General features: G+C 71.1%; 24 protein-coding genes. 12 read left to right on the top strand and 12 right to left on the bottom strand.

The window, feature by feature from the left end; translation table 11 throughout:
• Nucleotides 1–38: 38 nt before the first annotated feature.
• A complete protein-coding gene (locus GCG21_RS12710; protein ID WP_194165082.1) occupies nucleotides 39–2,228 on the bottom strand; it encodes an alpha-L-fucosidase in 2,190 nt (729 codons plus the stop codon).
• Between the two features lie 382 nt (nucleotides 2,229–2,610).
• Here GCG21_RS12710 and GCG21_RS12705 point away from each other — a divergent pair, with 382 nt between their 5' ends.
• Both GCG21_RS12705 and GCG21_RS16320 read left to right on the top strand, forming a co-directional pair.
• A complete protein-coding gene (locus GCG21_RS12705; RefSeq protein WP_152910061.1) occupies nucleotides 2,611–2,814 on the top strand; it encodes a hypothetical protein in 204 nt (67 codons plus the stop codon).
• 72 nt (nucleotides 2,815–2,886) lie between these two features.
• Nucleotides 2,887–3,039: a hypothetical protein gene (locus tag GCG21_RS16320; RefSeq protein WP_194165081.1), complete on the top strand. Its 153-nt coding sequence runs from the start codon at nucleotides 2,887–2,889 to the stop codon at nucleotides 3,037–3,039.
• A gap of 171 nt (nucleotides 3,040–3,210) precedes the next feature.
• Here GCG21_RS16320 and dnaB read toward each other — a convergent pair whose 3' ends face one another.
• On the bottom strand, nucleotides 3,211–4,566 hold the full coding sequence (gene dnaB, locus GCG21_RS12695) for a replicative DNA helicase (RefSeq protein ID WP_152910060.1): 1,356 nt from the start codon (nucleotides 4,564–4,566) through the stop codon (nucleotides 3,211–3,213).
• Between the two features lie 450 nt (nucleotides 4,567–5,016).
• Between dnaB and GCG21_RS12690 the strand changes: the two genes are divergently transcribed.
• A complete protein-coding gene (locus tag GCG21_RS12690) occupies nucleotides 5,017–6,390 on the top strand; it encodes an MATE family efflux transporter (RefSeq protein WP_370517508.1) in 1,374 nt (457 codons plus the stop codon).
• 6 nt (nucleotides 6,391–6,396) lie between these two features.
• Here the strand turns inward: GCG21_RS12690 and GCG21_RS12685 are convergent, their stop codons facing one another.
• The 6 genes from GCG21_RS12685 to GCG21_RS12660 all read right to left on the bottom strand — a co-directional run bounded on the left by GCG21_RS12685 (nucleotide 6,397) and on the right by GCG21_RS12660 (nucleotide 11,540).
• Nucleotides 6,397–6,864 carry a hypothetical protein gene (locus tag GCG21_RS12685; protein ID WP_152910059.1) on the bottom strand — a complete coding sequence of 156 codons (468 nt, stop codon included), beginning with the start codon at nucleotides 6,862–6,864 and terminating at the stop codon, nucleotides 6,397–6,399.
• Nucleotides 6,865–7,094: 230 nt separating this feature from the next.
• On the bottom strand, nucleotides 7,095–7,550 hold the full coding sequence (gene rplI / locus GCG21_RS12680; protein ID WP_152910058.1) for a 50S ribosomal protein L9: 456 nt from the start codon (nucleotides 7,548–7,550) through the stop codon (nucleotides 7,095–7,097).
• Between the two features lie 15 nt (nucleotides 7,551–7,565).
• Complete coding sequence (gene rpsR / locus GCG21_RS12675; protein ID WP_152910057.1) at nucleotides 7,566–7,808, bottom strand: 30S ribosomal protein S18; 243 nt, start codon at nucleotides 7,806–7,808, stop codon at nucleotides 7,566–7,568.
• 50 nt (nucleotides 7,809–7,858) lie between these two features.
• Nucleotides 7,859–8,419 (bottom strand): single-stranded DNA-binding protein, encoded by a 561-nt coding sequence (locus tag GCG21_RS12670; RefSeq protein WP_152910056.1) that lies wholly within the window; start codon nucleotides 8,417–8,419, stop codon nucleotides 7,859–7,861.
• A 110-nt stretch (nucleotides 8,420–8,529) separates the two neighbouring features.
• Nucleotides 8,530–8,823, bottom strand: coding sequence for a 30S ribosomal protein S6 (gene rpsF, locus GCG21_RS12665; protein WP_152910055.1), 294 nt, complete (start codon nucleotides 8,821–8,823; stop codon nucleotides 8,530–8,532).
• Nucleotides 8,824–9,056: 233 nt separating this feature from the next.
• Entirely contained in the window at nucleotides 9,057–11,540 is a 2,484-nt protein-coding gene (locus GCG21_RS12660; RefSeq protein ID WP_152910054.1) for a transglycosylase domain-containing protein, read from the bottom strand.
• A 415-nt stretch (nucleotides 11,541–11,955) separates the two neighbouring features.
• Here GCG21_RS12660 and GCG21_RS12655 point away from each other — a divergent pair, with 415 nt between their 5' ends.
• From GCG21_RS12655 to GCG21_RS12640, 4 genes are all read left to right on the top strand, one after another.
• On the top strand, nucleotides 11,956–12,558 hold the full coding sequence (locus GCG21_RS12655; protein ID WP_227993777.1) for a PadR family transcriptional regulator: 603 nt from the start codon (nucleotides 11,956–11,958) through the stop codon (nucleotides 12,556–12,558).
• Nucleotides 12,559–12,562: 4 nt separating this feature from the next.
• Nucleotides 12,563–13,639, top strand: a complete 1,077-nt coding sequence (locus GCG21_RS12650) for an inositol-3-phosphate synthase (protein WP_152910052.1) — start codon at nucleotides 12,563–12,565, stop codon at nucleotides 13,637–13,639.
• Nucleotides 13,640–13,891: 252 nt separating this feature from the next.
• Nucleotides 13,892–14,386: an ArsR family transcriptional regulator gene (locus GCG21_RS12645; protein ID WP_227993775.1), complete on the top strand. Its 495-nt coding sequence runs from the start codon at nucleotides 13,892–13,894 to the stop codon at nucleotides 14,384–14,386.
• Nucleotides 14,386–14,841, top strand: a complete 456-nt coding sequence (locus tag GCG21_RS12640) for a hypothetical protein (protein WP_152910050.1) — start codon at nucleotides 14,386–14,388, stop codon at nucleotides 14,839–14,841. Before GCG21_RS12645 ends, GCG21_RS12640 begins: the two co-directional genes overlap by 1 nt.
• Before the next feature lie 56 nt (nucleotides 14,842–14,897).
• On the opposite strand, the gene GCG21_RS12635 is transcribed toward GCG21_RS12640, so the two are convergent.
• Complete coding sequence (locus GCG21_RS12635; RefSeq protein ID WP_152910049.1) at nucleotides 14,898–16,346, bottom strand: NAD-dependent succinate-semialdehyde dehydrogenase; 1,449 nt, start codon at nucleotides 16,344–16,346, stop codon at nucleotides 14,898–14,900.
• Nucleotides 16,347–16,430: 84 nt separating this feature from the next.
• Here GCG21_RS12635 and GCG21_RS12630 point away from each other — a divergent pair, with 84 nt between their 5' ends.
• Nucleotides 16,431–17,690, top strand: a complete 1,260-nt coding sequence (locus GCG21_RS12630; protein ID WP_152910048.1) for an aspartate aminotransferase family protein — start codon at nucleotides 16,431–16,433, stop codon at nucleotides 17,688–17,690.
• Nucleotides 17,691–17,709: 19 nt separating this feature from the next.
• Nucleotides 17,710–18,204 (top strand): DUF3830 family protein, encoded by a 495-nt coding sequence (locus tag GCG21_RS12625; RefSeq protein ID WP_152910047.1) that lies wholly within the window; start codon nucleotides 17,710–17,712, stop codon nucleotides 18,202–18,204.
• A 243-nt stretch (nucleotides 18,205–18,447) separates the two neighbouring features.
• On the opposite strand, the gene GCG21_RS12620 is transcribed toward GCG21_RS12625, so the two are convergent.
• Nucleotides 18,448–19,833, bottom strand: coding sequence for an amidase (locus tag GCG21_RS12620; protein ID WP_152910046.1), 1,386 nt, complete (start codon nucleotides 19,831–19,833; stop codon nucleotides 18,448–18,450).
• Nucleotide 19,834: 1 nt separating this feature from the next.
• Nucleotides 19,835–20,755 (bottom strand): D-2-hydroxyacid dehydrogenase, encoded by a 921-nt coding sequence (locus tag GCG21_RS12615; protein WP_370517507.1) that lies wholly within the window; start codon nucleotides 20,753–20,755, stop codon nucleotides 19,835–19,837.
• Between the two features lie 110 nt (nucleotides 20,756–20,865).
• On the opposite strand from GCG21_RS12615, the gene GCG21_RS12610 reads away from it, so the two are divergent.
• From GCG21_RS12610 to GCG21_RS12600, 3 genes are read left to right on the top strand one after another with little or no spacing between them, the layout of a single operon-like run.
• Nucleotides 20,866–21,786 carry a hypothetical protein gene (locus GCG21_RS12610; RefSeq protein ID WP_227993773.1) on the top strand — a complete coding sequence of 307 codons (921 nt, stop codon included), beginning with the start codon at nucleotides 20,866–20,868 and terminating at the stop codon, nucleotides 21,784–21,786.
• A complete protein-coding gene (locus GCG21_RS12605; protein ID WP_227993766.1) occupies nucleotides 21,783–22,685 on the top strand; it encodes a maleate cis-trans isomerase in 903 nt (300 codons plus the stop codon). The genes GCG21_RS12610 and GCG21_RS12605 overlap by 4 nt, the downstream gene beginning before the upstream one ends.
• On the top strand, nucleotides 22,672–23,337 hold the full coding sequence (locus GCG21_RS12600) for a GntR family transcriptional regulator (RefSeq protein WP_152910044.1): 666 nt from the start codon (nucleotides 22,672–22,674) through the stop codon (nucleotides 23,335–23,337). The genes GCG21_RS12605 and GCG21_RS12600 overlap by 14 nt, the downstream gene beginning before the upstream one ends.
• Nucleotides 23,338–23,394: 57 nt before the next feature.
• On the opposite strand, the gene GCG21_RS12595 is transcribed toward GCG21_RS12600, so the two are convergent.
• Nucleotides 23,395–24,645: a Glu/Leu/Phe/Val dehydrogenase gene (locus GCG21_RS12595; RefSeq protein ID WP_152910043.1), complete on the bottom strand. Its 1,251-nt coding sequence runs from the start codon at nucleotides 24,643–24,645 to the stop codon at nucleotides 23,395–23,397.
• Between the last annotated feature and the right edge of the window lie 110 nt (nucleotides 24,646–24,755).

Here is a 24,755-nt window from a genome sequence, read left to right as displayed (position 1 = left end):
CCTCCCGCGTGGGAGATCCGGCCCCGTCGTGGTGCGGATCAGGCGCGCCGGCGACGCGCCACGAGGGCTGCGGCCGCGCCGGCCAGCAGCAGCGCTGCGGCCAGGGCGGTGTAGACACCCACGTCGGCCCCGGTGTCGGGAAGGCCGGTTCCCGGAGCGGTCGGAGCCTGGGTCGGGTCCCCGGTCGGGTCCTCGGTGGCGCCGTCCGTGGGCTCATCGGTCGGCTTGTCCGTGGGCTCGCCGGTCGGCTCGTCCGTGGGCTGCTCGCCCGGCTCGGTGCTGAACTCGTGGCTCCACTCGGTCGCGGCGCCCTCGGCGAGCACGTAGCCGTCCGCGGCGGCCGCGGTGACCGTCACGGTTCCCTCACCGGGGTGCGTGCCGGCGTCGACGACCTCGCCGTCGATCAGGTACACCACGCCCTCGACGGCGGGAACGGTGATCGTGTCGTCCTCCGTCCCCGGCTCGTCGGTGAAGGTCACGTCCGCGGGCGTGACGCTCGGCGATTCGGCGGTCACCGCAATGGTGACGCCGGCCAGGTCGAGGCCGTCGGCGTAGTAGTCGGGATCGGCGTAGTCGATCCGGACCCGGCCCACCGCACCGGCCTCGAGCGGGAGGTCCGTGATCGAGGCCTCGACCAGCTCCGTGCCCGTGAGCACGACGCTGCGGTCGCCGAAGGTGACGCGGTACTCCTCCTCCGGGGTGACCTCGTCGGCCGAGATGTCCAGCGTGAGCATCACCGGCGTGGCGCGCTCGTTGAGCACGTAGCCGTCGAGGTCGGTGAAGCCGTTGCCCTTCGGGCTGAGCCGACCGACGACGTCGTCGCCGGTGATCTCCGCCGCACCGTCGGCGAGCGCGACCGTCTCCGTCGGGACGATCCGGGCCTCGCCGTCGAGCGACACCTTGATCACCGACATGAGCTCATCCGGCGCGTCGCCGGCGAGGGTGACGCGAAGGTCCAGGCCCGCGCGCTCCGCCTCGAGCGTGGTCTCGGTGCCGTCGATCGTGACCGCCTCGACCCCGTTCGCCAGGCCCGACAGGCCGATCACCCGGCCCGCCTCCCACTCGGCGGAGGGCACGAACAGGTAGAGATCGGAGCCGTTCGCGGTGACCCGTCCCCAGTCGGGCACGTCGAACCAGGTCGCGTGCGCCCCGGTGATCGCGCTCGGGTGGCGGTCCATCCAGTCGCCGATGTTGTCGAGCACCTGCTGGTCGAACGGGTCGAACGAGCCGTCGCCCTTGGGGCCGATGTTGTAGGCGAACTGGCCGCCGCCGGAGATCACGGTCACGAGCGAGGTGATCGCCTCCTGGCTCTTGGGCAGGATGTTCGAGTCGGACCGGTCCGCCTTGTACGTGGAGCAGTAGCCCCAGCACGCGGGGAAGATCGACAGGATCGACTCCCAGGGCCCGGTGCGCAGGTCGGAGTGCACCCGGTTGTCGCCGCCGACCTCGAAGTCGCCCTTGTCGTTCCAGACGCGGGAGTTGATCACCGTGTTCGGCTGGAGCTCGTTGACCCACTGCACCATCCGTTCCGACTGGTCGGCCGTGGGGCCGCCCATGTCGAACCAGAGCTCGGAGATCGGGCCGTAGTTCGTCAGCAGCTCGGTCAGCTGGTCCTTGATGAGCGGCATCATCGACTCGGGGATCGGGTTGCGGTTCTGGTACGGCTCCGCCTCGTGCTGAGTCCAGTCGATGATCGAGAAGTAGAAGCCGAGCTCGATGTCGCGTTCGTTGCACGCCTCGGCGAGCTGGGCGATCGGGTCCTGTCCGAAGGCGGTCTGCTCCACGACGTTGTAATCGGTCGTCTCCGTGTCCCACATCGCGAAGCCGTCGTGGTGCTTCGTGGTGATCTTCACGTACTTCATGCCCAGATCCGCGGCGGTCTGGCACACGGCGTCGGCGTCCCAGTTCTCGGCGGTCATCTGCGCGGCCTCGGCGAGGTAGGCCTCGTCCGGGATGTCCATCCACGCCTTGATCTGCTCGGGATAGCCGATGGTCTGGACTTCGCCCTCGTAGATGCCCTCGAACATCGAGTAGACGCCCCAGTGCAGGAACAGCCCGAACTGGAGTTCCTGCCAGTCCGCGACGCGCTCCTCGTCGCTGTAGGGCACCGACGCGGGCACGCCGGTGACCTCGCCGGGGTTCAGGTCATCCGTGGGGATCGACGCCTGCGCCGGCAGGGCGATCCCGCCGAGCACGAGGCCCGCGGTCGCCGCCACACTCGCAAACATCGGATTAATACTTCGTCGCATTACTCTCCTCCTTCGCCGAGCATCGACGCTCGGCGCTTGTACGGCACCACTTTGTCCACGTTGCCAGGAAGGACTGTAGCAGCTAGGGGCGATGGTTTGTAGCGGTCGTCGCCCGTTCGACCCTCCCGTGTCGCGATCATGAGCGGAGCGTCGCCGGCCGCGCTGGCGCCGTCAGAGATCGGATGACTTATGGGATGGCCCGTGCCCTGCGGGCCGGGTGCAGCGCGTAGCCGGGGGCCCGCCGCCGCCGCGATCCCCGTGCGCTGCCGGTCATCTCGACTGTGCGCTCGACCGTTCCCCCTCACCCGCCCCGTTTCCGGGCCGGGTGGTAAAATCAGAGGGTCGACGAGAGGGGCTGGCGATGGCCAGCACGAGCAGGAGGACGACGCGCTACACCGAGGCCGAGGCGGCCGACCGGCTGGCGTTCGCGGACGCAGCTCTGGGTGCCGCGGGCCACGAGGTCACCGACCCGTACCTGCTAGCGGTCGGGGAACGATTCGCCCGCGGTGAGATCTCTATCGAGGAAGCCGGCGAGCTGGGCCGTCGTCACGTTCTCGGCCGCTGAGCCACCCCGCCGATGGCGCACCGGCAGCCACCACACCGTGCCTGGGATGACTATTTCATCCCAGGCACGTCTGTGTTGCGGAACAAGTTCACCGGCCCGGGCAAGCCCTACGGCGAGACCGACCAGGCCGCGCTCACGATCCTCGAGGAGTATCAGACCCGGTTGCGTCTGACGCGGCTCAGCACCAACCCGATCCCGGGCCTGTTCGTGACCGTGCCGGCCTGACGTGGCCTCGCGCGGGCGCCACCACCCGCTGGGGGACTACTGGATGGTCGCCCAGTTTCGCGACGTCACGCACCGGGCGTGCGTACGCCTCGACCCGCCCTCGCACCACATCGATGCGCCGGGCGGCTGATCAAGGATGTGGGATGCGCGACCCCGCCCCCATCGGCTCTCCTACTGGGCCATGTCGAAGAAGCGTGCGTAGTGGCCCTGGAACGAGACGGCCACCGTGGCCGTCGGGCCGTTCCGATGCTTCGCCACGATGAGGTCGGCCTCCCCGGCCCGGGGGGACTCCTTCTCGTACATGTCCTCACGATGGAGGAGGATGATCATGTCCGCGTCCTGCTCGATCGACCCCGACTCGCGCAGGTCGCTCATCTGCGGCTTGCGGTCGGTGCGCTGCTCGCTACCGCGGTTGAGCTGGGAGATCGCGATGACCGGGACCTCGATCTCCTTCGCGAGCAGCTTGATCGCGCGCGAGAACTCGGAGACCTCCTGCTGACGGCTCTCGACCCGCTTGCCCGAGGACATGAGCTGCAGGTAGTCGATCACGACGAGCTTGAGATCGTGCCGCTGCTTGAGTCGGCGGCACTTGGCCCGGATCTCCATGAGCGACATGTTCGGCGAATCGTCGATGAACAGCGGCGCCTCGGACACCTTGCTCATCGTGCGCGCGAGCCTGGTCCAGTCCTCGTCGCGCATCGTGCCCTTGCGCATGTTCTGCAACGGCACCTGCGACTCCGCCGAGAGCATGCGCATCGAGATCTCGTTGCGGCTCATCTCGAGGGAGAAGATGACCGAGGCCATGCCGTGCCGGATCGAGGCCGAACGGCAGATGTCGAGCCCGAGGGTCGACTTGCCGACCGCGGGACGGGCGGCGACCACGACCATCTGACCGGGGTGGAGGCCGTGGGTGAGCTGGTCCAGGTCGCGGAAGCCCGTGGGCACCCCGACCATGCCCTCACCGCGGTTCGAGGCCGCGTCGATCTCCTCCATCGTGGAGTTGATGACGTCCCGCAGCGGCACGTAGTCCTCCGAGGTGCGCCGTTCGGTCACGGCGTACACCTCGGCCTGGGCCGTGTTGACCAGCTCGTCCACGTCACCGCCGTCGGTGGCGTACCCGAGCTGGGCGATGCGGGTGCCCGCGTCGACGAGCCGGCGCAGCACCGAGCGCTCCTGCACGATGCGCGCGTAGAAGCCCGCGTTGGCCGCCGTCGGAACGGTGGAGATGAGCGTGTGCAGGTACGGTGCGCCGCCGATCCGGGTGAGTTCGCCCCGGTCGGTCAGCTCGGCCGAGACGGTCACCGCATCGGCCGGCTCCCCGCGGCCGTACAGGTCGATGATCGCGTCGTAGATCATCTCGTGCGCCGGCCGGTAGAAGTCCGACCCGCGCAGGATCTCCACGACGTCGGCGATCGCGTCCTTGGAGAGCATCATCCCGCCGAGGACGCTCTGCTCGGCCGCGACATCCTGCGGCGGCGTGCGCTCGACCCCCGTGGTCGGCGCCGCTTCCAGTTCCGCAGTGGACATCCGCACTCCTCTTCGCCTTCTGCTCGGGCCGCTCTCGTTCGCGGCATGGAATCAGGATCGCACCCGGCTCCGACATCGGTCCGGCCGGCAGCTGCCGGGTTCCCCTCCCGCGCACGTTATCCGCTTTCGACCGCCCATGCCGACCGGCCCGGGCCCCGCCCGAGCCCGGCCTGGTGATAACCCGGCCCCGCGTGTGGACGACGGCCCGCCCGGGTGTGGAGGACGCCGCCCGCCCTGTGGACAGGCCTGTGGACGACGCCCCCGGCCAGAACCGGACGCGGCGATCCAGCCGGTGGACGAGCCGGCACCCACAGTCGCCGAACGGCGGTGAGATGGCAGAATGACGGGCGATACGCCGTCCCCACGCTCCCGCTCGCACGCGGCATCGGACACCCGAACCGCATCCACAGGTGCCGCGGGGGCTGTGGACAACCACGAGGGAGGAGATCGGTGGACGACACGCCCGCGCGACACGCCGACGAGGTGTCGGCGGAGCCCGGACCGGTCGGTCGGGCGGTGGACCGGCGGATCTTCGCGCTCGCCTGGCCCGCGCTCGGGGCCCTCGTGGCCGAGCCCGTGTTCGTGCTCATCGACTCCGCGGTCGTCGGGCACCTCGGCACGGCCCAGCTCGCCGGCCTCTCGCTCGCCTCGACCCTGCTCGTCACGGTCGTGGCGGTCTGCGTGTTCCTCGCCTACGCGACGACCGCCGCCGTCGCGCGCAAGCAGGGCGCCGGGGACCTGGCCGCGGGCGTCTCGCTCGGGGTCGACGGCATGTGGCTCGCGCTCGGCCTCGGGCTCGTGCTCACGGCCGTCGGGCTCGCGTTCGCCCCGGGACTGGTGACGGCGCTCGGCGCCTCCGACGAGATCGTTCCCCATGCCGTGGCCTACCTGCGCTGGTCCGTACCCGGCATCACCGGGATGCTGCTCGTGCTCGCCGCGACCGGCACGCTCCGCGGCCTGCAGGACACGCGCACCCCCTTCCACGCGGCCGTCACGGGGGCGATCGTCAACGCGGCCGGCTCGGTGGCGCTCGTGTACGGGGCGGGGATGGGCATCGCGGGCTCGGGCCTGGCCACCGCGGCCACCCAGCTCGGCATGGGTGCCTGGCTCGTGTACAAGGTGTTCACCCGCGCCCGCGACCTCCCCGGGGTGCGGCTCGCGCCCCATCCGGCGGCGATCCTGGCGAGCGCCCGGGCCGGGCTGCCGTTGTTCGTGCGCACCGTGACCCTGCGGGGGGCGATGATCGTCACCGTGCTCGTGGCCACGCGGCTCGGGGACGTGCCGCTCGCGGCGCACCAGATCGTGCTGTCGATCTGGGGGCTGACCGCCTTCGCCCTCGATGCGCTCGCCATCGCCGCCCAGGCCCTCATCGGCGCAAGCCTCGGGGCCGGGGACGCGGGCATCGTGCGCCGGCTCACCTCCCGGGCGCTGCGCTGGGGCGTGCTCGCCGGCATCGGGATCGGCGCGCTCGTGGCCGGGTCGGGGTGGCTGATCACGCCGCTGTTCACCGCCGATCCGGCCGTGCAGGCCGAGGCGGCGTGGGCGCTGCTCGTGTGCGGGGTCGCGATGCCGATCGCCGGGTGGGTGTTCGTGCTCGACGGGGTGCTCATCGGCGCCGGCGATGGCCGCTTCCTCGCGTGGGCCGGGGTGGTCACCCTCGTCGCGTACCTGCCGTTCGCGGCGCTGGTCTGGTGGGCGCTGCCCACCGGGCCCGGAGCCCTCGCCTGGCTCTGGGCCGCGTTCGCGGGCGCGTTCATGATCGCCCGCGCCCTGACCACCGGCGTCCGGGCGCGGGGCACGAACTGGATGGTGCTGGGTGCCTGACGCGGGTCAGCCGGACTTCAACGAGTCCGACAGCGTCTCGCAATCGAGCGGTAGGGGATAGTGCATCAGCGGCAGATCCCTGCCGGGAACCTCGATGTCGAAGGTGACGCGGGCGAGCGGCTTCTCGGGCCGTTCCGCGATGAACCGGGGAATCTCCACCTCGCACAGGTGGAGGATGAACTGCTCGTCCCATGCTCGAAACGTGATCGTCGCCCCGAGCAGATCGGGCATGCCTGCGACGACGATGAGCATGTCGTCGACCCCGGCGGAGAGCCACGCGCCGGCGACGTCGTCGTACGCCTCGACCGAGACGGGCTCACGGTCGGAGACGTGCTGGCGCATGAACGCGGCGGTACTCGAGGAGAACCACATGTAGCCGGCGCTCCCGAGGCTCAGCACCGCGACGAGGCACACCACGAGGATGATGCGATTGCGATTGCGTTCGGCCGCCTCGCCCATCACGCTCTCCACCATCGGCGCCTCCTCCTCGCACGCACCCTCCTGCTCGGACCGGTTCCATCGTGCCGGGACCACGTGGTGCTTCGCGGGAGAGGCGCGGGACCCCGTGTGAACGTTGTGACACGATCCGCGGAACCCGACCCGGGCGGGCGGGTGAGGGAGAGAGATCGGGCGAGCTGCGTCGTCCATAGGCGAACGGCCCGGCCCCCAGGACTGGGGACCGGGCCGCTGTCGGCTGCGCGGGACTACTTCCCGGGCACGACCTGGATGTCGATCGTGGCGGTCACGTCGGCGTGCAGGCGAACGGACACCTGGTACTCGCCGAGCGACTTGATCGGGTTCTTGACCTCGATCTTGCGCTTGTCGACGTTCGGGCCGCCGGCGGCCTTGACCGCGGTGGCGATGTCGGAGGTGGTGACGGCGCCGAAGAGGCGGCCGCTCTCACCGGCGCGGACCGGCACGATCACGCGGGTGCGGGAGAGCGAGTCGCGGGCCGCCTGGGCGCCCTCGATCGTCGCGATCTCACGCTTGCGGCGGGCCGCGGTGATCTGGTCGATCTGCTTCTGGGCACCCTTGGTCCAGCCGGTGGCCAGGCCACGGGGCATGAGGTAGTTGCGGGCGTAGCCGTCCTTGACCTCGACCACGTCGCCGGGGGCGCCGAGGCCGGACACCTCGTGGGTGAGGATGAGCTTGGTAGCCATGGTCTCTCCCTTTCCTTATCGAGCGGAGCTCGAGTAGGGCAGCAGGGCCATCTCGCGGGCGTTCTTCACGGCCTTCGCGATGAGGCGCTGCTCCTGCACGGTCACACCCGTGACCCGGCGGGCGCGGATCTTGCCCCGGTCGGAGATGAACTTACGCAGCATGGCCGTGTTCTTGTAATCGATCGCGCCCTCGAGGACAGGCCGCTTGACCGGCTTGACCTTCTTGATCACGGGCTTGCGAGGGTTTCCCTTCGCCATAGTGGTACTCCTTGGTCATTTATTGCCCCGGGCATCCCGGGGCACAGCTGTCAGAAGGGCGGCTCGTCCGGGAAGTTCGAGCCGCTCGTGGCCCACGGGTCGTCGGTCGCGGCCGCGCCGCCACCGAATCCGCCGCCGCCACCTGCATTGCCTCCGCCGTAGCCTCCGCCACCGCCGCTGTTCCCACCGCCGCCGCCGAAGTTGCCGCCGCCACCACCGAAGTTGCCGCCACCGCCGCCACCGGAGCGCTGAGCCCGGGTGACCTTGGCGGAGGCGTACCGCAGCGACGGGCCGACCTCGTCGACCTGCATCTCGACCACGGTGCGCTTCTCGCCCTCACGGGTCTCGAAGGAACGCTGCACGAGGCGGCCCTGGGCCACGACGCGCATCCCCTTCGTCAGCGACTCGGCCACGTTCTCCGCGGCCTCGCGCCAGATCGAGCAGCGCATGAACAGGGTCTCGGCGTCCTTCCACTCCCCCGACTGGCGGTCGAACGTCCGCGGCGTGGAGGCGATGGTGAAGTTCGCGACCGCAGCCCCCGAGGGGGTGAACCGCAGCTCCGGGTCGGCGGTGAGGTTGCCGATCACGGTGATGGTGGTTTCGCCTGCCATGTCACTCCTTAGTCGTCACGTGCTCGCCATTGCTCGCCACGTGCTGGTGGCCGACCGATGAGCCGGTCGGGAGGGGATGGTCGGAAAGGTTGCTGGGAGGCCCGACGCCGTCAGGCGCCGCGGCGGATGAGCTTGGTGCGCAGCACGGTCTCGTTGAGTCCGAGCTGGCGGTCGAGCTCCTGAGCCTGCTCGGGGGTGGCGGTCATCTCGACGAGCACGTACACGCCCTCGGTGTTCTTCTCGATCTCGTAGGCCAAGCGGCGCTTGCCCCAGACATCCACCTTCTCCACGCTGCCCGGAGTGCTGTCGCCGGTCACCACGGTGAGGAACTTCTCCATCGCCGGGGCCACGGTGCGCTCGTCGAGCTCGGGGCTGAAAATGACCATCAGTTCATACTGACGCATAGGTGTCACCCACCTCCTCTGGTCTACATCGGTCACGGTCTCTCCGTGACAGGAGGGTGATGCGCCCCGTCCGCCTCGCCCCTCGGCCGCGATGCGACACGAATCCGGGCATGAGAACGAAACGGGGAACCCGGCCATGCTACCGGACGGGCGGCGGAAGGCCCACTGTGGGCTCGGCCACGCACGGGCCGGGCGGGCCGCGGCGGTGGCGACCGGCTCGGGACGTCCGCGCGCTACCAGGCTCCGGCGTCGCCCCGGCCCGGGAGCGCGAGGCCCCGGCCGTCCTGACCCGAGCCCTGGCCACCCCGGCTCGACCCCTGGCCACCCTGGCCCGAACCCTGGCCCGAACCCTGGCCGGAACCACCCGAGCCGGCGCCGTCGGAGTCACCGGAGCCACCACCGGAGCCGCCGTCCGAACCGCCACCGGAGCCGCCGTCCGAGCCGCCGCCGGACTCTCCATCGGAGCCGCCGCTCGGCGGACCGGTGGGGGTGGGAGGTGGCGGCGTCGTCGGGGTCGGAGTCGGTGTCGTCGGCGTGGGGCTGGGCGTCGGAGTCGGGCTCGGCGTGGTGGTCTCGCTCGGCTCCTCGCTCGGCTCCTCCGTCGCCGGCTGCGTGGGCTGGGGCTTGGGCGCGTACGTCGGCCGGACCGGCGCGCTGCGCTCGGGGAAGTCCTCGACCGGCATCCCGTCCGTGGCCGCCGTCATGTACTCGGTCCAGATGGTCGCCGGCCAGCTTCCACCCGCCACCGGGTTCACTCCGCCGAAGGGGGTGATGACCTCCTCCGTGCCGTCCTCCCCGGGCTGGAAGAGCGCGACCGCCGTGGTGAGCTGGGGCACGAAGCCCACGAACCACGCGGATCGGTAGTTCTGACTCGACCCGGTCTTGCCGGCCGCGGGCCGGCCGATCTCGCTCGCCGTGCGGCCCGTGCCCTGCTGGACCACCTGGGTCATCGCATAGGTCGTGTCGGCGGCCACCTGCGCATCGAGCACCGACGTCTTCGCGGTCGGGCCGGTATAGCGAACGGCCTGCGAGGAATCCGTGACCTCGGCGACGATATGGGGCGTCGTCCGAAATCCGCCGGAGGCGATCGTCGAGTACGCCCGGGCCATGTCGACCACGTGCGGGGAGGCGCTGCCGAGCACGTTGGAGATGACCGGGTCGAGCCCGGCGGTGTCCGCGGGCAGGCCGAGCCGGATGGCCATCTCCTCCGTCGCCTCGGGTCCGACCTCCGCGTTGAGCTGGGCGAACACGGTGTTGACCGAGCCCTCCGTGGCCTGCAGGAGGCTGATGTTCCCGTGGCCGCGGTGGTCGAAGTTGCTCACCTCGTAGCCGTACGGCTCGATCGTCATCGGGCTGTAGGAGGGGAAGCGCTGCTCGAGCGGGATGCCCTGGTCGAGGGCCGCCGCGAGGGTGAAGACCTTGAAGGTCGACCCGCCCTGTGCCCGCGCCTGGGTCGCCGCATTGCGCGGCTCCTCCACGTAGTCCGGGCCGCCGTACAGTGCGCGGATCGCGCCGGTCGCCGGATCCATCGACACGAGGCCGACCCGCAGGTTCGGCGCGTGGTCGTCGGGCAGGTCCTCGGCCGCGGCGACCGCGGCCTCCTGCAGCTCCGGATCGATGGTCGTGACGATCCGCAGGCCGCCGGACATCACGTCCGCCTCCGTGACCCCCCCCTGGTCGAGCAGCTCGGAGCGGGCGAGATCGAGCAGGTAGCCCTGGGGGCCGCCGAACTTGTTCTTCTGCTCGTCGGGGTCGATCGTGTCGGGGAAGGTCTGCGCCTCCCGTTCGGCCTGGGTGATGAACCCCTCGTCGACCATGTAGTCGAGGGTGCGGTTCCAGCGTGCCTCGGCCTGCTCGGGATGGAGGGCCGGATCCCAGTTGCTCGGCGCGGGGATGACCCCGGCGATCATCGCCGACTCGGACAGGGTCAGATCCACGGCGGACTTGCCGAAGTAGCGCTGCGCCGCCTGCTCGATGCCATAGGCGCCGCGCCCGAAGTAGATCGTGTTGAGATAGTTGCCGAGGATCTCGTCCTTGGACTGCTGCCGGTCGATCTTCAGCGCGAGGATCGCCTCGCGGGCCTTGTCCGCATAGCCGTCGGTGCGCCCGGTGTAGAAGTTCTCGACGTACTGCTGGGTGATCGTGGAGGCGCCCTGGCGCGGCTTGCCGAGCAGGTTGTTGACGAAGGCGCGGGCGATCCCCACCGGGTCGACCCCGGAGTTCGAATAGAACCGGCGATCCTCGCTGGCCACGACGGCCTGGCCGACGTGGTCGGGCAAGGCGTCGGCGTCGATGATCGTGCGGTTGACCGAGGCGAACGAACCCATCTCGGTGGTGCCGTCGGAGTAGTACACGGTGCTCGCCTCGGCGAGCGCGACGTCCTCGGGCTCGGGCACGTCGATCGTGACGTAGGCGAATGCGAACAGGCCGACCCCGACCACGCCGAGGGTGAGCACGGACGCGAGCAGGAACCGCCAGCTCGGCAGCCAGCGGCGGAGCGGGCCGCGGTTCGGCCGCGGGTAGTTCCAGAAGCGATTCGGCTCCTGGTACGGGCGGCCCTTGTAGCCGACCTTCCGTGCGTCGTCGCCCTGCGAGGCCTTGGGACGACGCCCGCTCGCCTCCGCGGCCGCCCGCTCCCGGGCGCTGCGCCGGGTCGGCGGGGCGGGCTTGGAACCGGAGCCGACCGGCTCCCAGCGTGGTGGTCTGGAATCTGACACGCGCGACACCCCTCCTCTGACGGGACTCGAGCCCAAGTATGAATGTCGCACCTGGGCGACACAGGGCCCTCGCCCGGACCTTCACAGTTCCTGCGCGCCGCCCCTGCCGCGCCTGTGATCGGCGTCACCGCACTCCCGCCCGCCGGACGACGCCCGCCCGCGTCGGCTGCGCTGGTCGCCCGCCCTCGATGGCGGGGACGATCCCCCACCTCGGCGGTGGGCGATCGACCCCGCTCGCTCCCCCTCGACGGCGCCGCCCGAGACCGGCCCACCCGCGGCGGGGGAGCGGGCTACGGGCAGCAGCGGCGTCGTCCTCGAGCCCGTGCGCCGCACCGGGGTGGATACTTGACGTGACAACCAAGTTCGATATATCAATACGATATATCGAAAGGACCTCATGCGGACCCGTGGAGAGATGCTGGAGCTGGCCATCCTCGGCCAGCTGCGCGATGAGCCGATGCACGGCTATGCGCTGCGCAAGCAGCTGAACATCTCGCTGGGTGCGCTGCGCACCCTGTCCTACGGATCGCTCTACCCCACCCTCAAATCCCTGCTCGCCCGCGGCCTCATCGAGGGGGCCGACTCCCACGAGCTGCCGCACGCGCTGGCCGGACGGCGGGCCCGGATCGTCTACCAGCTCACCGCCGAGGGCAAGGATCACCTCGACGCCACGCTCCATCACGTCGACGCCGCGGCCTCGGAGGACGCGCACTTCGACGTGCGCTTCTCCCTGTTCGCGGAGGTCGACCCGAGCACGCGGCTGCGCATCCTCGAGGGCCGCCGGGCCCGCATCCTGGCGCGCCGGGAGGCGTTGCGCGAGCACGTGGCCACGACCCGCGAGCGCCGCGACGCCTACACCCAGGAGATGCACCGCTACGGCCTGGAGAAGCTCGACCGCGAGGTGCGCTGGCTCGAGGACCTCATCACCGCCGAGCAGCGCGGCCCCGCCCACCCACACGAACCGAACCCATCCACACCGCCGGGGGACCCCTCGGCGGAGTCAACCAAGGAGTCATGAACCCATGTCAATTCGCGTCGCTATCGCGGGTGTAGGCAACTGCGCCTCGTCGCTGGTTCAGGGCGTGCACTTCTACGCCGATGCCGATCCCACCACGACCGTGCCGGGCCTCATGCATGTTCAGTTCGGGGACTACCACATCCGCGACATCGAGTTCGTCGCGGCGTTCGACGTCGACGCCAAGAAGGTCGGCTTCGACCTCTCCGACGCCATCAACACGAGCGAGAACAACACGATCAAGATCGCCGACGTGCCCCCGCTCGGGGTGCCCGTGCAGCGGGGTGCGACCCTCGACGGGCTCGGCAAGTACTACCGGGAGACGATCACCGAGTCCGACGCCGACCCGGTCGACGTCGTGGCCGCCCTCAAGGAGGCCCGCGCCGACGTCCTCATCTGCTACCTGCCGGTGGGCTCGGAGGACGCCGCCAAGTTCTACGCCCAGGCCGCCATCGACGCGGGCGTCGCCTTCGTCAACGCCCTGCCGGTCTTCATCGCCGGCACGAAGGAGTGGGCCGACAAGTTCACCGCGGCCGGGATCCCGATCGTCGGCGACGACATCAAGTCGCAGGTCGGGGCCACGATCACCCACCGGGTGCTCGCCCGCCTGTTCGAGGAGCGGGGCGTCGTGCTCGACCGCACGTACCAGCTCAACATCGGCGGCAACATGGACTTCAAGAACATGCTCGAGCGGGACCGGCTCGAGTCGAAGAAGGTGTCCAAGACCCAGGCCGTCACCTCGAACATCTCCCACGACCTGGGCGAGAAGAACGTGCACATCGGCCCGAGCGACTACGTGCAGTGGCTCGACGACCGCAAGTGGGCGTACGTTCGCCTCGAGGGCCGCGCGTTCGGCGAGGTGCCCCTCAACCTCGAGTACAAGCTCGAGGTGTGGGACTCCCCGAACTCGGCCGGCATCATCATCGACGCGCTCCGCGCCGCGAAGATCGCGATGGACCGCGGGGTCGGCGGCCCGATCCTCTCCGCGAGCTCCTATTTCATGAAGTCGCCGCCGGAGCAGTACGACGACCAGACCGCGCGCGCGAAGGTCGAGGCCTTCATCCGCGGCGAGATCGAGCGCTGAGCTCCCGACCTCCGCAGTGGGGACCGCCGACCACCTCCCCGGTGGCCGGCGGTCCCCGCTGTCGTAGACATCGGCTCGACGCTGCGAGGAGTCCGGCGGTGCACGATGGCTCCACTCTTGACGCTACGCATAAATGGGATATATCTTCCACTTATGCGTAGCCAAAGCCCGGCCCTCCTTCCGGTGTTCCGGTCGCAACACCAGGCGGAACTGCTCATGTGGCTCATGCTGCACCCCGATCGGGAATACGGCGTGAGCGACCTCGCGACACGGCTGGGCGTGCCGCTGTCCACGCTCCATCGCGAGGTGGTTCGCCTCGACGAGGCCGGGCTCATCACCAGCCGCACGCTGGGCCGCAACCGCCTGGTGCGGGCCAACACGAGTCACCCGGCCGCCCCCGCCCTCACGCAACTACTCGAAGCCACCTTCGGCCCCAAGGCCGTCGTCGCCGAAGAGTTCGTCATCCCGGGTGCCGAGCAGGTGCTGATCTTCGGGTCATGGGCAGCCCGCTACGCCGGCCACACCGGCCCCCCTCCACGCGACATCGATGTTCTCGTGGTCGGCGAGGTCGACCGGGCGGATCTCTACGACGCCGCGGACCGCGCCCAGGCCCGTCTCGGCATCGAGGTGAATCCCATCATCCGCTCACCGAAGCAGTGGCGGGATCCGGCCGATGCGCTCGTCGCTCAGATCAAGGCATCACCGTTCACCGTCGTCTGCGATGCCGCCGAGTCGGTGGGCGCCTGATGGTCCGCTGGAAGCGCGGCGAGTCGGACATCGACGCACTCGTGCGGTCGGGGGAGCTACAGAAGCTCACCGGCGACGCGGCCAACGGCGATCGGCTGCTCCAGAAGGCCACGATCACGTTGGAAACCGCCCGGTCGGCCATCCATCGCGATCCGGACTCCGCATTCGTCTTGGCCTACGACGCATCCCGCCAGGCGTTGACAGGACTGCTCGCGCAGCAAGGACTTCGCCCCACGACCAGGGGGGGTCATTATGCCGTCGAGCAAGCGGTCCGCGCACAGTTCGGACCGGGCTTCCGCCAGTTCGGCGCCCTGCGGAGGCGACGCAACGAGCTCGAATACCCTGAGCGCCCCGGCGATGACGCCACGAACGACGAGGCGAGCCAGGCCGTCGAGAGCGCCGCGGCGATCATCGCGGCGGCCGCGGACCTGCTTGAACGGCTCGGCTTGTTCTGAGGGCGCCCCGCGGGCATTCATCGATACCACTCGATGGGGTCCGCCCGGACCTCGGCTCACATCTTGATGCCGGTGTACTTGACCTCGAGGAACTCGTCGATCCCGGTGGATCCGCCCTCGCGGCCGAGGCCGGACTCCTTCACCCCGCCGAACGGGGCCGCGGGATTCGACACGATCCCCTGGTTCACCCCGACCATCCCGGACTCGAGCGCGCCGCTCACCCGCAGGGCGCGGTCGAGATCCCGGGTGAACAGGTAGGCCACGAGCCCGTACGGCGTGTCGTTCGCGAGCGCGATCCCCTCCTCCTCGGAGTCGAACGGGGTGATGGCGGCCACCGGCCCGAAGATCTCGGTCCCCGCCATCTGCGCCCCGGCGGGCACGCCCGTGAGCACGGTCGCCGGATAGAAGTGCCCCGCTCCGCCCACTCGCTCACCCCCGAGGCGAACGCTCGCGCCCAGGCCGCGGGCGTCGTCCACAAGCTCGGAGACCTTGTCCACGGCGGCGGCGTTGATGAGCGGGCCGACCACGACCCCCTCCTCCACCCCGCGCCCCATCGGCAGGGCGGCCATGCGGGCGATGAGCCGGTCGGCGAAGTCCTCGGCGACCGACCGCTCCACGAGGATCCGGTTCGCGGCGGTGCAGGCCTGGCCGATGTTGCGCATCTTCGCGAGCATGGCGCCGTCGACGGCGGCGTCGAGGTCGGCGTCGGCGAACACGAGGAAGGGCGCGTTCCCGCCGAGCTCCATCGAGGTGCGCATGACGGTCTTCGCCGCGAGGGCGAGCAGGTGCTTGCCCACGGCCGTCGACCCGGTGAAGGAGAGCTTGCGGGAGCGCGGGTCGAGGATCATCGGGGTCATGACCTCGTCGGTACGGCTCGTGGTCACGACGTTCACCACGCCGGCGGGCAGCCCGGCGCGCACGAGGATGTCGGCGAGAGCGAGGGTCGACAGCGGCGTCTGCGAGGCGGGCTTGATCACCGAGGTGCAGCCGGCGGCGATCGCGGGCCCGATCTTGCGGGTGCCCATCGCCATCGGGAAGTTCCACGGGGTGATGAGGATGCTCGGCCCCACGGGCTCGCGGGAGACGAGGAAGCGGGACCCGCCGGCCGGGGCGGACATGAAGCCGCCGTCGATGCGCACGGCCTCCTCGGCGAACCAGCGGAAGAACTCGGCGGCATAGGCGATCTCCCCCCGGGACTCGGCCAGGGGCTTGCCCATCTCGAGGGTCATGATGAGCGCGAGCCGGTCCGTCTCGGCCACGAGCAGCTCATAGCCGCGGCGGAGGATCTCGCTGCGCTCGCGCGGGGCGGTGGCGGCCCACCCCGCCTGGGCGGCGGCCGCGGCGTCGAGGGCGGCGGCGGCCTCCTCGGGGCTCGCATCCGCGACCTCGCACAGGGGCTCGCCGGTCGAGGGGTCCTCCACCGGCATCGTGGCCGCGGTCTCGCGCCACTGCCCGTCGATGAACAGCCCGGTGGGTACGGAGGCGATCGCCTCGGTCTCGGTCATGGTGGAACCTCCTTGCCGTATCCGTCATCGTAGAAGTATTGTCAACAATCCGACAACCGGTCGATCACCCTGAGGGAGGCCCCGATGACTGCGCTCTCGCCCCGGCTGCTCCAAGCCACGCCCGTGACGGTGGATCACGGCGCGGGAAGCTACCTGTTCGACGTCGACGGCCGCCGCTACCTCGACTTCACCGCCGGCATCGGGGTGACGAGCACCGGCCACTGCCATCCGCACGTGGTCGAGGCCGCGCGCGCCCAGGTCGGCTCTCTCATCCACGGCCAGTACACCACCGTGATGCACCGCCCGCTACTGGAGTTGACCGAGAAGCTCGGCGAGGTGCTCCCCCCCGGACTCGACTCCCTCTTCTTCGCCAACTCCGGCAGCGAGGCGGTCGAGGCGGCCCTGCGGCTCGCCCGCCAGGCCACCGGCCGCCCGAACGTCATCGTGTTCCACGGCGGCTTCCATGGGCGCACGGTCGCGACCGCCTCGATGACGACCTCGGGCACCCGGTTCTCGGCCGGATTCAGCCCGCTCATGGCCGGAGTGCACGTGGCGCCCTTCCCGACCGCGTACCGCTACGGCTGGAGCGAGGAGGAGGCCACCGACTTCGCGCTGCGCGAGCTCGACTACCTCTTCGCCACCCTCACCGCCCCGGCGGAGACCGCGGCGTTCGTCGTGGAGCCCGTGCTGGGCGAGGGCGGCTACATCCCGGGCAACACCCGATTCTTCGCGGGCCTGCGGGAACGCGCGGACGAGCACGGGATCCTGCTCGTGATCGACGAGATCCAGACCGGCTTCGGGCGCACCGGCCGCTACTTCGGCCACGAACACTTCGACGTGCGCCCCGACGTCATCACGATCGCCAAGGGGCTCGCCTCGGGCTTCCCGCTCTCGGGCATCGCGGCGCCGGCCGAGCTCATGGCGAAGGCCTGGCCCGGTTCGCAGGGCGGCACCTACGGGGGCAACGCCGTGGCCTGCGCCGCCGCCGTGGCCACGCTCGAGGTGATCCGGGAGGAGGGGCTCGTGGCCAATGCCGCCGAGCGCGGCACGCAGCTGCTCGCCGGGTGCCGAGACCTCGCGCCGCGGGCGACGAACGACGCGGGTTCCATCGGGGACGTGCGCGGGCTCGGGCTGCTCGTGGCGAGCGAATTCGTGACCTCCGACGGCCGGCCGGACTCCGCCCGCGCCGCCGCCGCGCAGCAGGCCGCCGCCCGATCCGGGCTCCTCCTGCTCACCTGCGGGGCGTACATGAACTGCGTGCGGATGATCCCGCCGCTGATCGTCACGGCCGAGCAGATCGACGAGGGCCTGGCGATCTGGGCCGACGTGCTCGCCGCGATCTGAGCCCTCCGAGAGGAGTCCCATGACCCGCTTCATCACGCTCACCCTCGAGCGCCGCGGCGTGGGTTGCCGCGCCGAGCTTCTGGACGACGTCGCACCGGCCACGTGCGCGGCCGTCTGGGACGCTCTGCCCGCCGCCGGCGACGCGTTCCACGCGAAGTACGCGCGCAACGAGGTGTACACGCTGCTGCCCCGGCTGCGTACGGCCCCGCGCCGGGAGAATCCGACCGTGACGCCGATCCCGGGCGACGTGTGCCTCTTCGACTTCGAGCCGTGGGAGATCGGCAACCCCGCCTACGGCTACGACGAGGGCTCCGAGGCCCACGCGGAGCAGGGGGCCACCGACCTCGCGTTCTTCTACGGCCGCAACAACCTGCTCCTCAACGGCGACGTGGGCTGGGTGCCCGGGAACGTGTTCGCCACGATCACCGAGGGCCTGCCCGCCATGGCCGCGGCGGGCAACGACCTGTGGCGCCACGGCTTCGCCGGCGAGCGGCTGCTCATCGCCCGGGCCTGACCCGCGCGGGGAAACAATTCGGTGCAGCACACCAACGAGTTTCCCCGCTCGTCGTTCCCGGCCGCCGGCGGGGAACAAATTCGGTGCAGCACACCAACGAGTTTCCCCGCACCCCGCGGCACGCCCGACGGGGAAAGAATTCGGTGCAGCGCACCAACGAGTTTCCCCGCACCCCGCGGCACGCCCGCGCAGCGCGCCCGACGGGGAAAGAATTCGGTGCAGCACACCAACGAGTTTCCCCGCTCAGCCGGCCAGCAGCCACTCCACGAACCGGGCCACGGCGAGCACGAGATCGTCCGAGTGCCGGGGCCCGACGATCTGCAGGCCCACCGGGAGCCCCGCGGCGGTCGTGCCCACGGGCACGCTGATCGCGGGCTGGCCGGTCATGTTGAACGGGTAGGTGAAGGGCGTCCACTGCGGCCAGCTGCGCAGCCCGCTGCCGGGTGGCACGTCGTGTCCGGCCTCGAACGCCGGGATCGGCATCGTCGGGGTGAGCAGCACGTTGTGCTCCTCGTGGAACGTGCCCATGGTGATCCCGAGCTGCGCCGCCACGCCGCGGGCCTGCACGTACTCCACCGCGGTCAGCTTCTCGCCGTCGTCCCACACCCGGCCGAGCGCGGGGTCGATCGTCTCGCGCACGCCGGGCATCGTGCGCAGCAACGCCGCCGCCCCGGCCGCCCACAGCTGCTCGAACGGCTCGAGCGGATCGGTGAATCCGGGGTCGGCCACCGCGACGTGCAGCCCGGCCTCGTCGATCCGGGCGACGACCGCGTCGATGATCGCACCGACCTCCGGGTCGACCTCCACGTAACCCAGGTCCCGCGAGTAGGCCACGTGCAGGCCGGCGACCTCGCGATTGAACTCCCCGCGGAACGTGGTCCGGGGCGGGGCGAGCTGATTCGGGTCCCGGTGGTCGGGCAGCGAGAGGATGTCCATGAGCAGCGCCGCGTCCTCGACGGTGCGGGTCATCGGCCCGGCGTGCGCGAGCTGCCCGAAGGGGCTAGCCGGGAACATCGGCACCCGGCCGTAGGTCGGCTTGAAGCCGACGATCCCGCAGAACGAGGCGGGAATCCGGATGCTGCCGCCGCCGTCGGTACCCACGGCCACCGGCCCCATCCCGGCCGCCACCGCCGCCGCCGCCCCGCCGGAGGACCCGCCCGTCGTGAGCGCCGGGTCCGCGGGGTTGCGCGTGATCCCGGTGAGCGGGCTGTCGGTCACCGCCTTCCAGGCGAGCTCGGGGGTCGTGGTCTTGCCCACGAACACCATGCCGTCGGCCCGCAGCCGCGCCGCGACCGGGGAGTCGACCCGCCACGGCTGATTCGGGTCCACGGCCCGCGAGCCTCGCAGCGTGGGCCAGCCGTCGGTGAGGAAGATGTCCTTGATCGAGATCGGCACGCCGTCGAGGAGACCCTTCGGGTGTGCCTCGCGCCACCGGGCCTCCGAGCGTGCCGCCTCCTCGAGCGCGCCCTCCGGGTCCACGAGGCAGAACGCGTCGAGGTCGTCGTCGTCCCGGGAGATCCGGTCGAGCACGGCCCGGGTCGCCTCCAGCGGTGAGGCCTCGCCGGAGGCGTAGGCCGCGACGAGCTCCACTGCGGTCAGCTCGGTCAGGTCGGCGCGCTCGTCGGTCATGTCAGCCTCCAGTGCTCGGTACGTATCCCAGGTGCTTGTCCACCACGTTGCGCAGCGGCCGGCCCGCCGTCCACCGCCGGAAGTTCTCGGCGAACACCCCCACGAGTTCGTCGCGCCAGCCGATGAAGTCGCCGCTGTTGTGAGGCGTGAGGACGACGCCCGGCAGCTCCCAGAGCGGGTGTCCGGGGGGCGGTGGCTCGGGGTCGACGACATCGAGAGCGGCGCCGGCGAGCTCCCCGGCCCGCAGGGCGGTCACGAGGTCGTCCGTGCGGGCGAGCTCCCCCCGGCCGACGTTGATGAAGCGGGCCGCCGGGTCCATGGCGGCGAACGCGGCGGCATCGAACATGCCGCGGGTCTGCTCGGTGAGCGGGGCGATGGCCACGACCCAGTCGGCGCCCGCGAGTCCGGCGTGGAAGGAGGCCGGGGCGGTCACGTCGATCACGGTGCCGAAGTCCGCGTCGCGGTCGCGGGCGCGGCGCCCGCCGCCGGTCACGTGGATCCCGGCGGCGGCCAGCAGGCGCGCGACCGCCCGGCCGATCGGTCCGGTTCCCACGACGAGGGCGCGGGTGCCGGCGATTCGCTGCGATTCCCGGTGCAGCCAGCGCTCATCGCGCTGCAGCGCCCAGGAGCCGCGCAGATCCTTGGCGAAGGTGAGGATCTGGGCGAGCACGTACTCCGCGATCGCCTGGTCGAAGATCCCGCGCGAGTTCGTGAGCACGACCTCGCTCGCGCGCACCTGCGGGTCGAGCATCGCGTCCACCCCGGCCGAGGCCACGTGCAGCCAGCGGAGGGAATCGGCGGCGTGCCACGCCTCGTGGATCGCGGGGGAGAAGAAGTCGTAGGCGAACAGCACGTCGGCTCCGTGCAGGGCGCGTGCGAGTCCGGCGGCCTCGACGAGGCGGACCTCGGCGTGTTCGGTCACCGGGGCGAGTGGCCCGGGCGGCGGCGGACGCCCGTCGTGAAGGATCGCGACAACCGGCTTATTCGGCATATTGACAACGTAGAAGCGCCCCGCCTAGATTGTCAACAATCTTGCGATCGGCGGTGGTGCTCATGGAGTCGGCCGACCTCGTCGGTGCCGAGTTCGAGGGTCCCGTGACCCAGCGGGGTATCGGCGTCATCGCGCCCTTCGACCTGGCGCTCGAGCGGGAGTTGTGGCGTTGGGCCCCGCTCGAGGTGAGCTTCCACCTCGCCCGCACCCCGTACGAGCCGGTGCCCGTGAGCCTGGAGATGGCCGAACTGGTCTCCGGGCGGGCGGCGCTGCAGGCCGCGACCCGAGACGTGCTCGGGGTCGAGCCCGAGGTCGTGGCCTACCTGTGCAGCTCCGGCAGCTTCATCCACGGTCTCGCCTACGAGGCGCAGCTGCGGGAGTCGATCCTCGCCGCCGGGGCGCCGGCCGCGGTGACCACCTCGGGTGCGCTCGTCGAGGCGGTCCGACGACTCGGGCTCACCCGGATCTCGGTCATCACCCCCTACGACGCGGAGCTGACGGATCGGCTCGTGACCTTCCTCGGCGAGGCGGGCGTCGAAGTGCTGCGCTCGAACTACCTCGGCCTGGGCGGCGGGATCTGGAAGGTCAACTACCGCACGGTCGCCGAACTCATCATGGCCGCCGACTGCGCGGGGTCGCAGGCGATCTTCGTCTCCTGCACGAATCTGCCCACCTACGACATCATCAGCCCGCTCGAACGCCGGCTCGGCAAGCCGGTCCTCACCGCGAATCAACTGACGGTCTGGGCCTGCCTGGGCCGGCTCGGACTGCCGATGGTCGGACCGGGCAGGTGGCTGCGCGGCGTGTTCCAGGAGGGGATCGACCCGCCGGCCCTGCCGACCGAACCGGCTGTGCCCCCGTCCACCCCATCCACCCCATCCGCCGAGGACCTGTCGGTCGATCCCGGCGCGACTCTCACCCGGATCGACGACCGGACTCGGAGAGGAGGCCCCACACCATGATCGACCCGACCCACGAGGCACTGGCGGCCCGAGAGGCCCGCGCTGCCCGGGAGACCCACCTACCCTCGGATCCCCCGGCGCCTACACCCCCACCAGGCCACTCGGACCCGGCGGCCCGAACGGCCGAGGAGGCACACGGCTCCCGGCGGCCCCGACCGGCCCTGACCGCGGGCATGATCTATCCCGATCACGCGGCCGAGGACGACTATCCCCTCGGGGAGCGGCTGCTGGGCGTGCACCTGCCCGTGGCCCACATCTACGGCACCGACCTGCACGCGGTGCCGGAGCTGCTCGACCTGGGCAGCCCCGACAAGCTCGCCGGCGGCGCCGCCGAACTCTCATCCCGCGGACTCGACTCGATCATGTGGGCGTGCACGTCGGGCAGCTTCGTCTACGGGCCGCAGGGTGCGCTCCGGCAGGTCGAGGAGCTGGCCGCGGCGGCGGGTGTCCCCGCCTCGAGCACCTCGCTCGCGTTCGTCACGGCGGCCGCCTCCCTCGGCGTGAGCCGGGTCGCGGTCGCGGCGAGCTATCCCGACGACGTCGCGGCCCTCTTCGTGGACTACCTGACGGCCGCGGGGATCGAGATCGTCGCCGCCGCCGGGGCCGGGATCGACACGGCCGCGGAGGTCGGCACGCTGAGCCGCGAGCGCGTCATCGCCCTCGCCCTCGCCCGTGACCACCGGGATGCCGAGGCGCTCCTGGTCCCCGATACCGCGATGCGCACCCTCGGCGTCGTCGGCGAACTCGAGGCCCGGCTCGGCAAGCCCGTGCTCACGGCCAACCAGGTGACGATCTGGGAGGGGCTGCGGCTCGCCGATCCGCGCCGCGAGGCACCCGTGGCGCGCGGCCTGGGCGCACTGTTCGCCGCTCGCACGGAGCGGGCTCATGGGAACCGTTGAGCTCGCCCCGGCGCGGCGGGTCTCGACCGTGGATCACATCGCCGGCGAACTGCGCGCGGCGATCGCCTCGGGCCGGCTCGAGCCGGGTGCCCAGCTGGGGGAGGCGGAGCTCGCGACCCGGTTCGGGGTCTCCCGCGGGCCGTTGCGCGAGGCGATGCAGCGTCTCGTCTCGGAGGGCATCCTGCACGCGATCGCCAACAGGGGCGTGTTCGTGAGCCGGCTGACGCTCGCCGACATGATCGACGTCTACCGCACCCGCGGCACGATCGAGCAGGCGGCCCTCGACCTGATCCTGCACGACCGCCGCGACGCCGCCCACGCCGCCCTCGCAGCGAGCGTCGAGGCGATGCGCACGGCCGCGGCCGCCGGCGACGGGGCCGGGGTCTCGGACGGGGATCAGGCCTTCCACGAGGCGCTCGTCGAGGTGGCGGGAAGCCCCCGGCTCGCGCGGGCCATGCGCACCCTCCTCGTCGAGACCCGGCTGTGCCTGGGCGAGCTGTCCTCCACGTATGCCGACCTCGGCACCCAGGTCCGCGAGCACGAGGAACTGCGGGAGGCGATCCGCACCGAGCCGCCGGAGCACGTCACGGCGCTCCTCGCGGCCCACCTGGCGGACGCCACCGCCCGGCTCGAGGTCAAGCGGTCGACCTGAGGCCCGGCCCGCCGGGCAGCCGCCCGGGCCACAGCCGCTCCCACCTCACCCGTGGCCCTACGGGATCGTGATGATCTCGTCCGCGAGCGCGCGGGCGTTGGCCGCAGCGAACGCCCAGGCGGTCTCACGCGGACGGGCGCGTGCCGTCGTCCATTCGCGGACCATGAGCGCGACCTTCGCCTGCATCTCGGTGCGCAGCCGGTCGAAGGAGTCGGCCGGGTCGGCCCCGACGTGGCCGAGCAGCAGCCACCACGCCCACGCGGCCGAGCCCGCGTTCACCACGAAGTCCGGCAGAACGGGGATTCCGCGGTCGGTGAGCATCGCCTCGGCCTCGTCGGTGGTGGCGGCGTTCGCGGCCTCGACCACGACCATCGCCTTGATGTCGGCGACGTTGCCGGGCCGGATCGCATACGAGACGGCGGCCGGCACGAGGATGTCGGCGTCGGTGGCGATCACCGCGTCCCGGGGGAGGCACTCGACGTCGGCGGGCAGGCGGGTCCGATCGATCTCCGCGTAGTCGTCCCGAAGGTCGAGCAGCGCGGGGATGTCGAGTCCGCCGCTCCGATAGAGGGTGCCGGCGGCGTCGGCGATCGCCACCACCTTCATCCCGGCCTCGTGGAGGTACCAGGCGGTGCCGCCGCCCATGGTGCCGACCCCCTGAACGGCGACGGTCGTGGCACCCGTGCGCCAGTTCCAGGCGCGGGCCGCACCGAGGCAGGCCTGCGCCACGCCGTACCCGCCGATGACGTCGGCCACCAGCCGGTCGTCGGCGGTCGTGGCATGCAGGCCGTCCTGGACCCGTGCCAGGGTGCGCTGCTCGTTCCAGGAGCGCCGGATCGCGGCGTGGAAGGACTGCCCGAGCCCGAGTCGTGCGAACACCGCGTCGAGGTGCGGCTGGGTGACACCGAGATCCTCGGCCGTGACCCAGTGCGCATCGAGCCAGGGACGCATGTGTCGGCAGAACCGCGACAGCACGTCGAGTGCCCGGGGATCCTTCGGGTCGAAGTCGATGCCTCCCTTGGCCCCGCCGACGGGCAGCCCGAAGGCCGCCGTCTTCAGCGCCATGCCGCGGGCGAGATCCTCGACTTCCGAGAGCGTGCAGCCGGGTCGCATCCGCGTGCCACCGGTGGCCAGACCGGAGACGAGTGTGTGCACCACGAGGTAGCCTCGGGCCCCGGTGACCGGATCGGTCCAGGTGAGGCGACGCAGCGGTTCACCGGCCTCCGGGCGGCGATCGCTATGCACCACCCTCGGGGCCCCGGGGACCGATACGTTCGATCCATTCACCGGTTCGTGTAGCGTGGTCATCGCAAATCCACCTCCATCGTGGTTATTTCGGCGCGGCCGACCGTGGACCCCGCCGCCGTGGATCGCCGATGATCCGGATGACGCCGAATCGCCGACGACAACAACGGCCG

The sequence above is a fragment of the Pseudactinotalea sp. HY160 genome (genome assembly GCF_009372055.1).
GTDB lineage: Bacteria > Actinomycetota > Actinomycetes > Actinomycetales > Beutenbergiaceae > HY158.
Note: the sequence above shows the minus strand (reverse complement) of the source record. Positions and strands in the feature narration are given on the sequence as shown.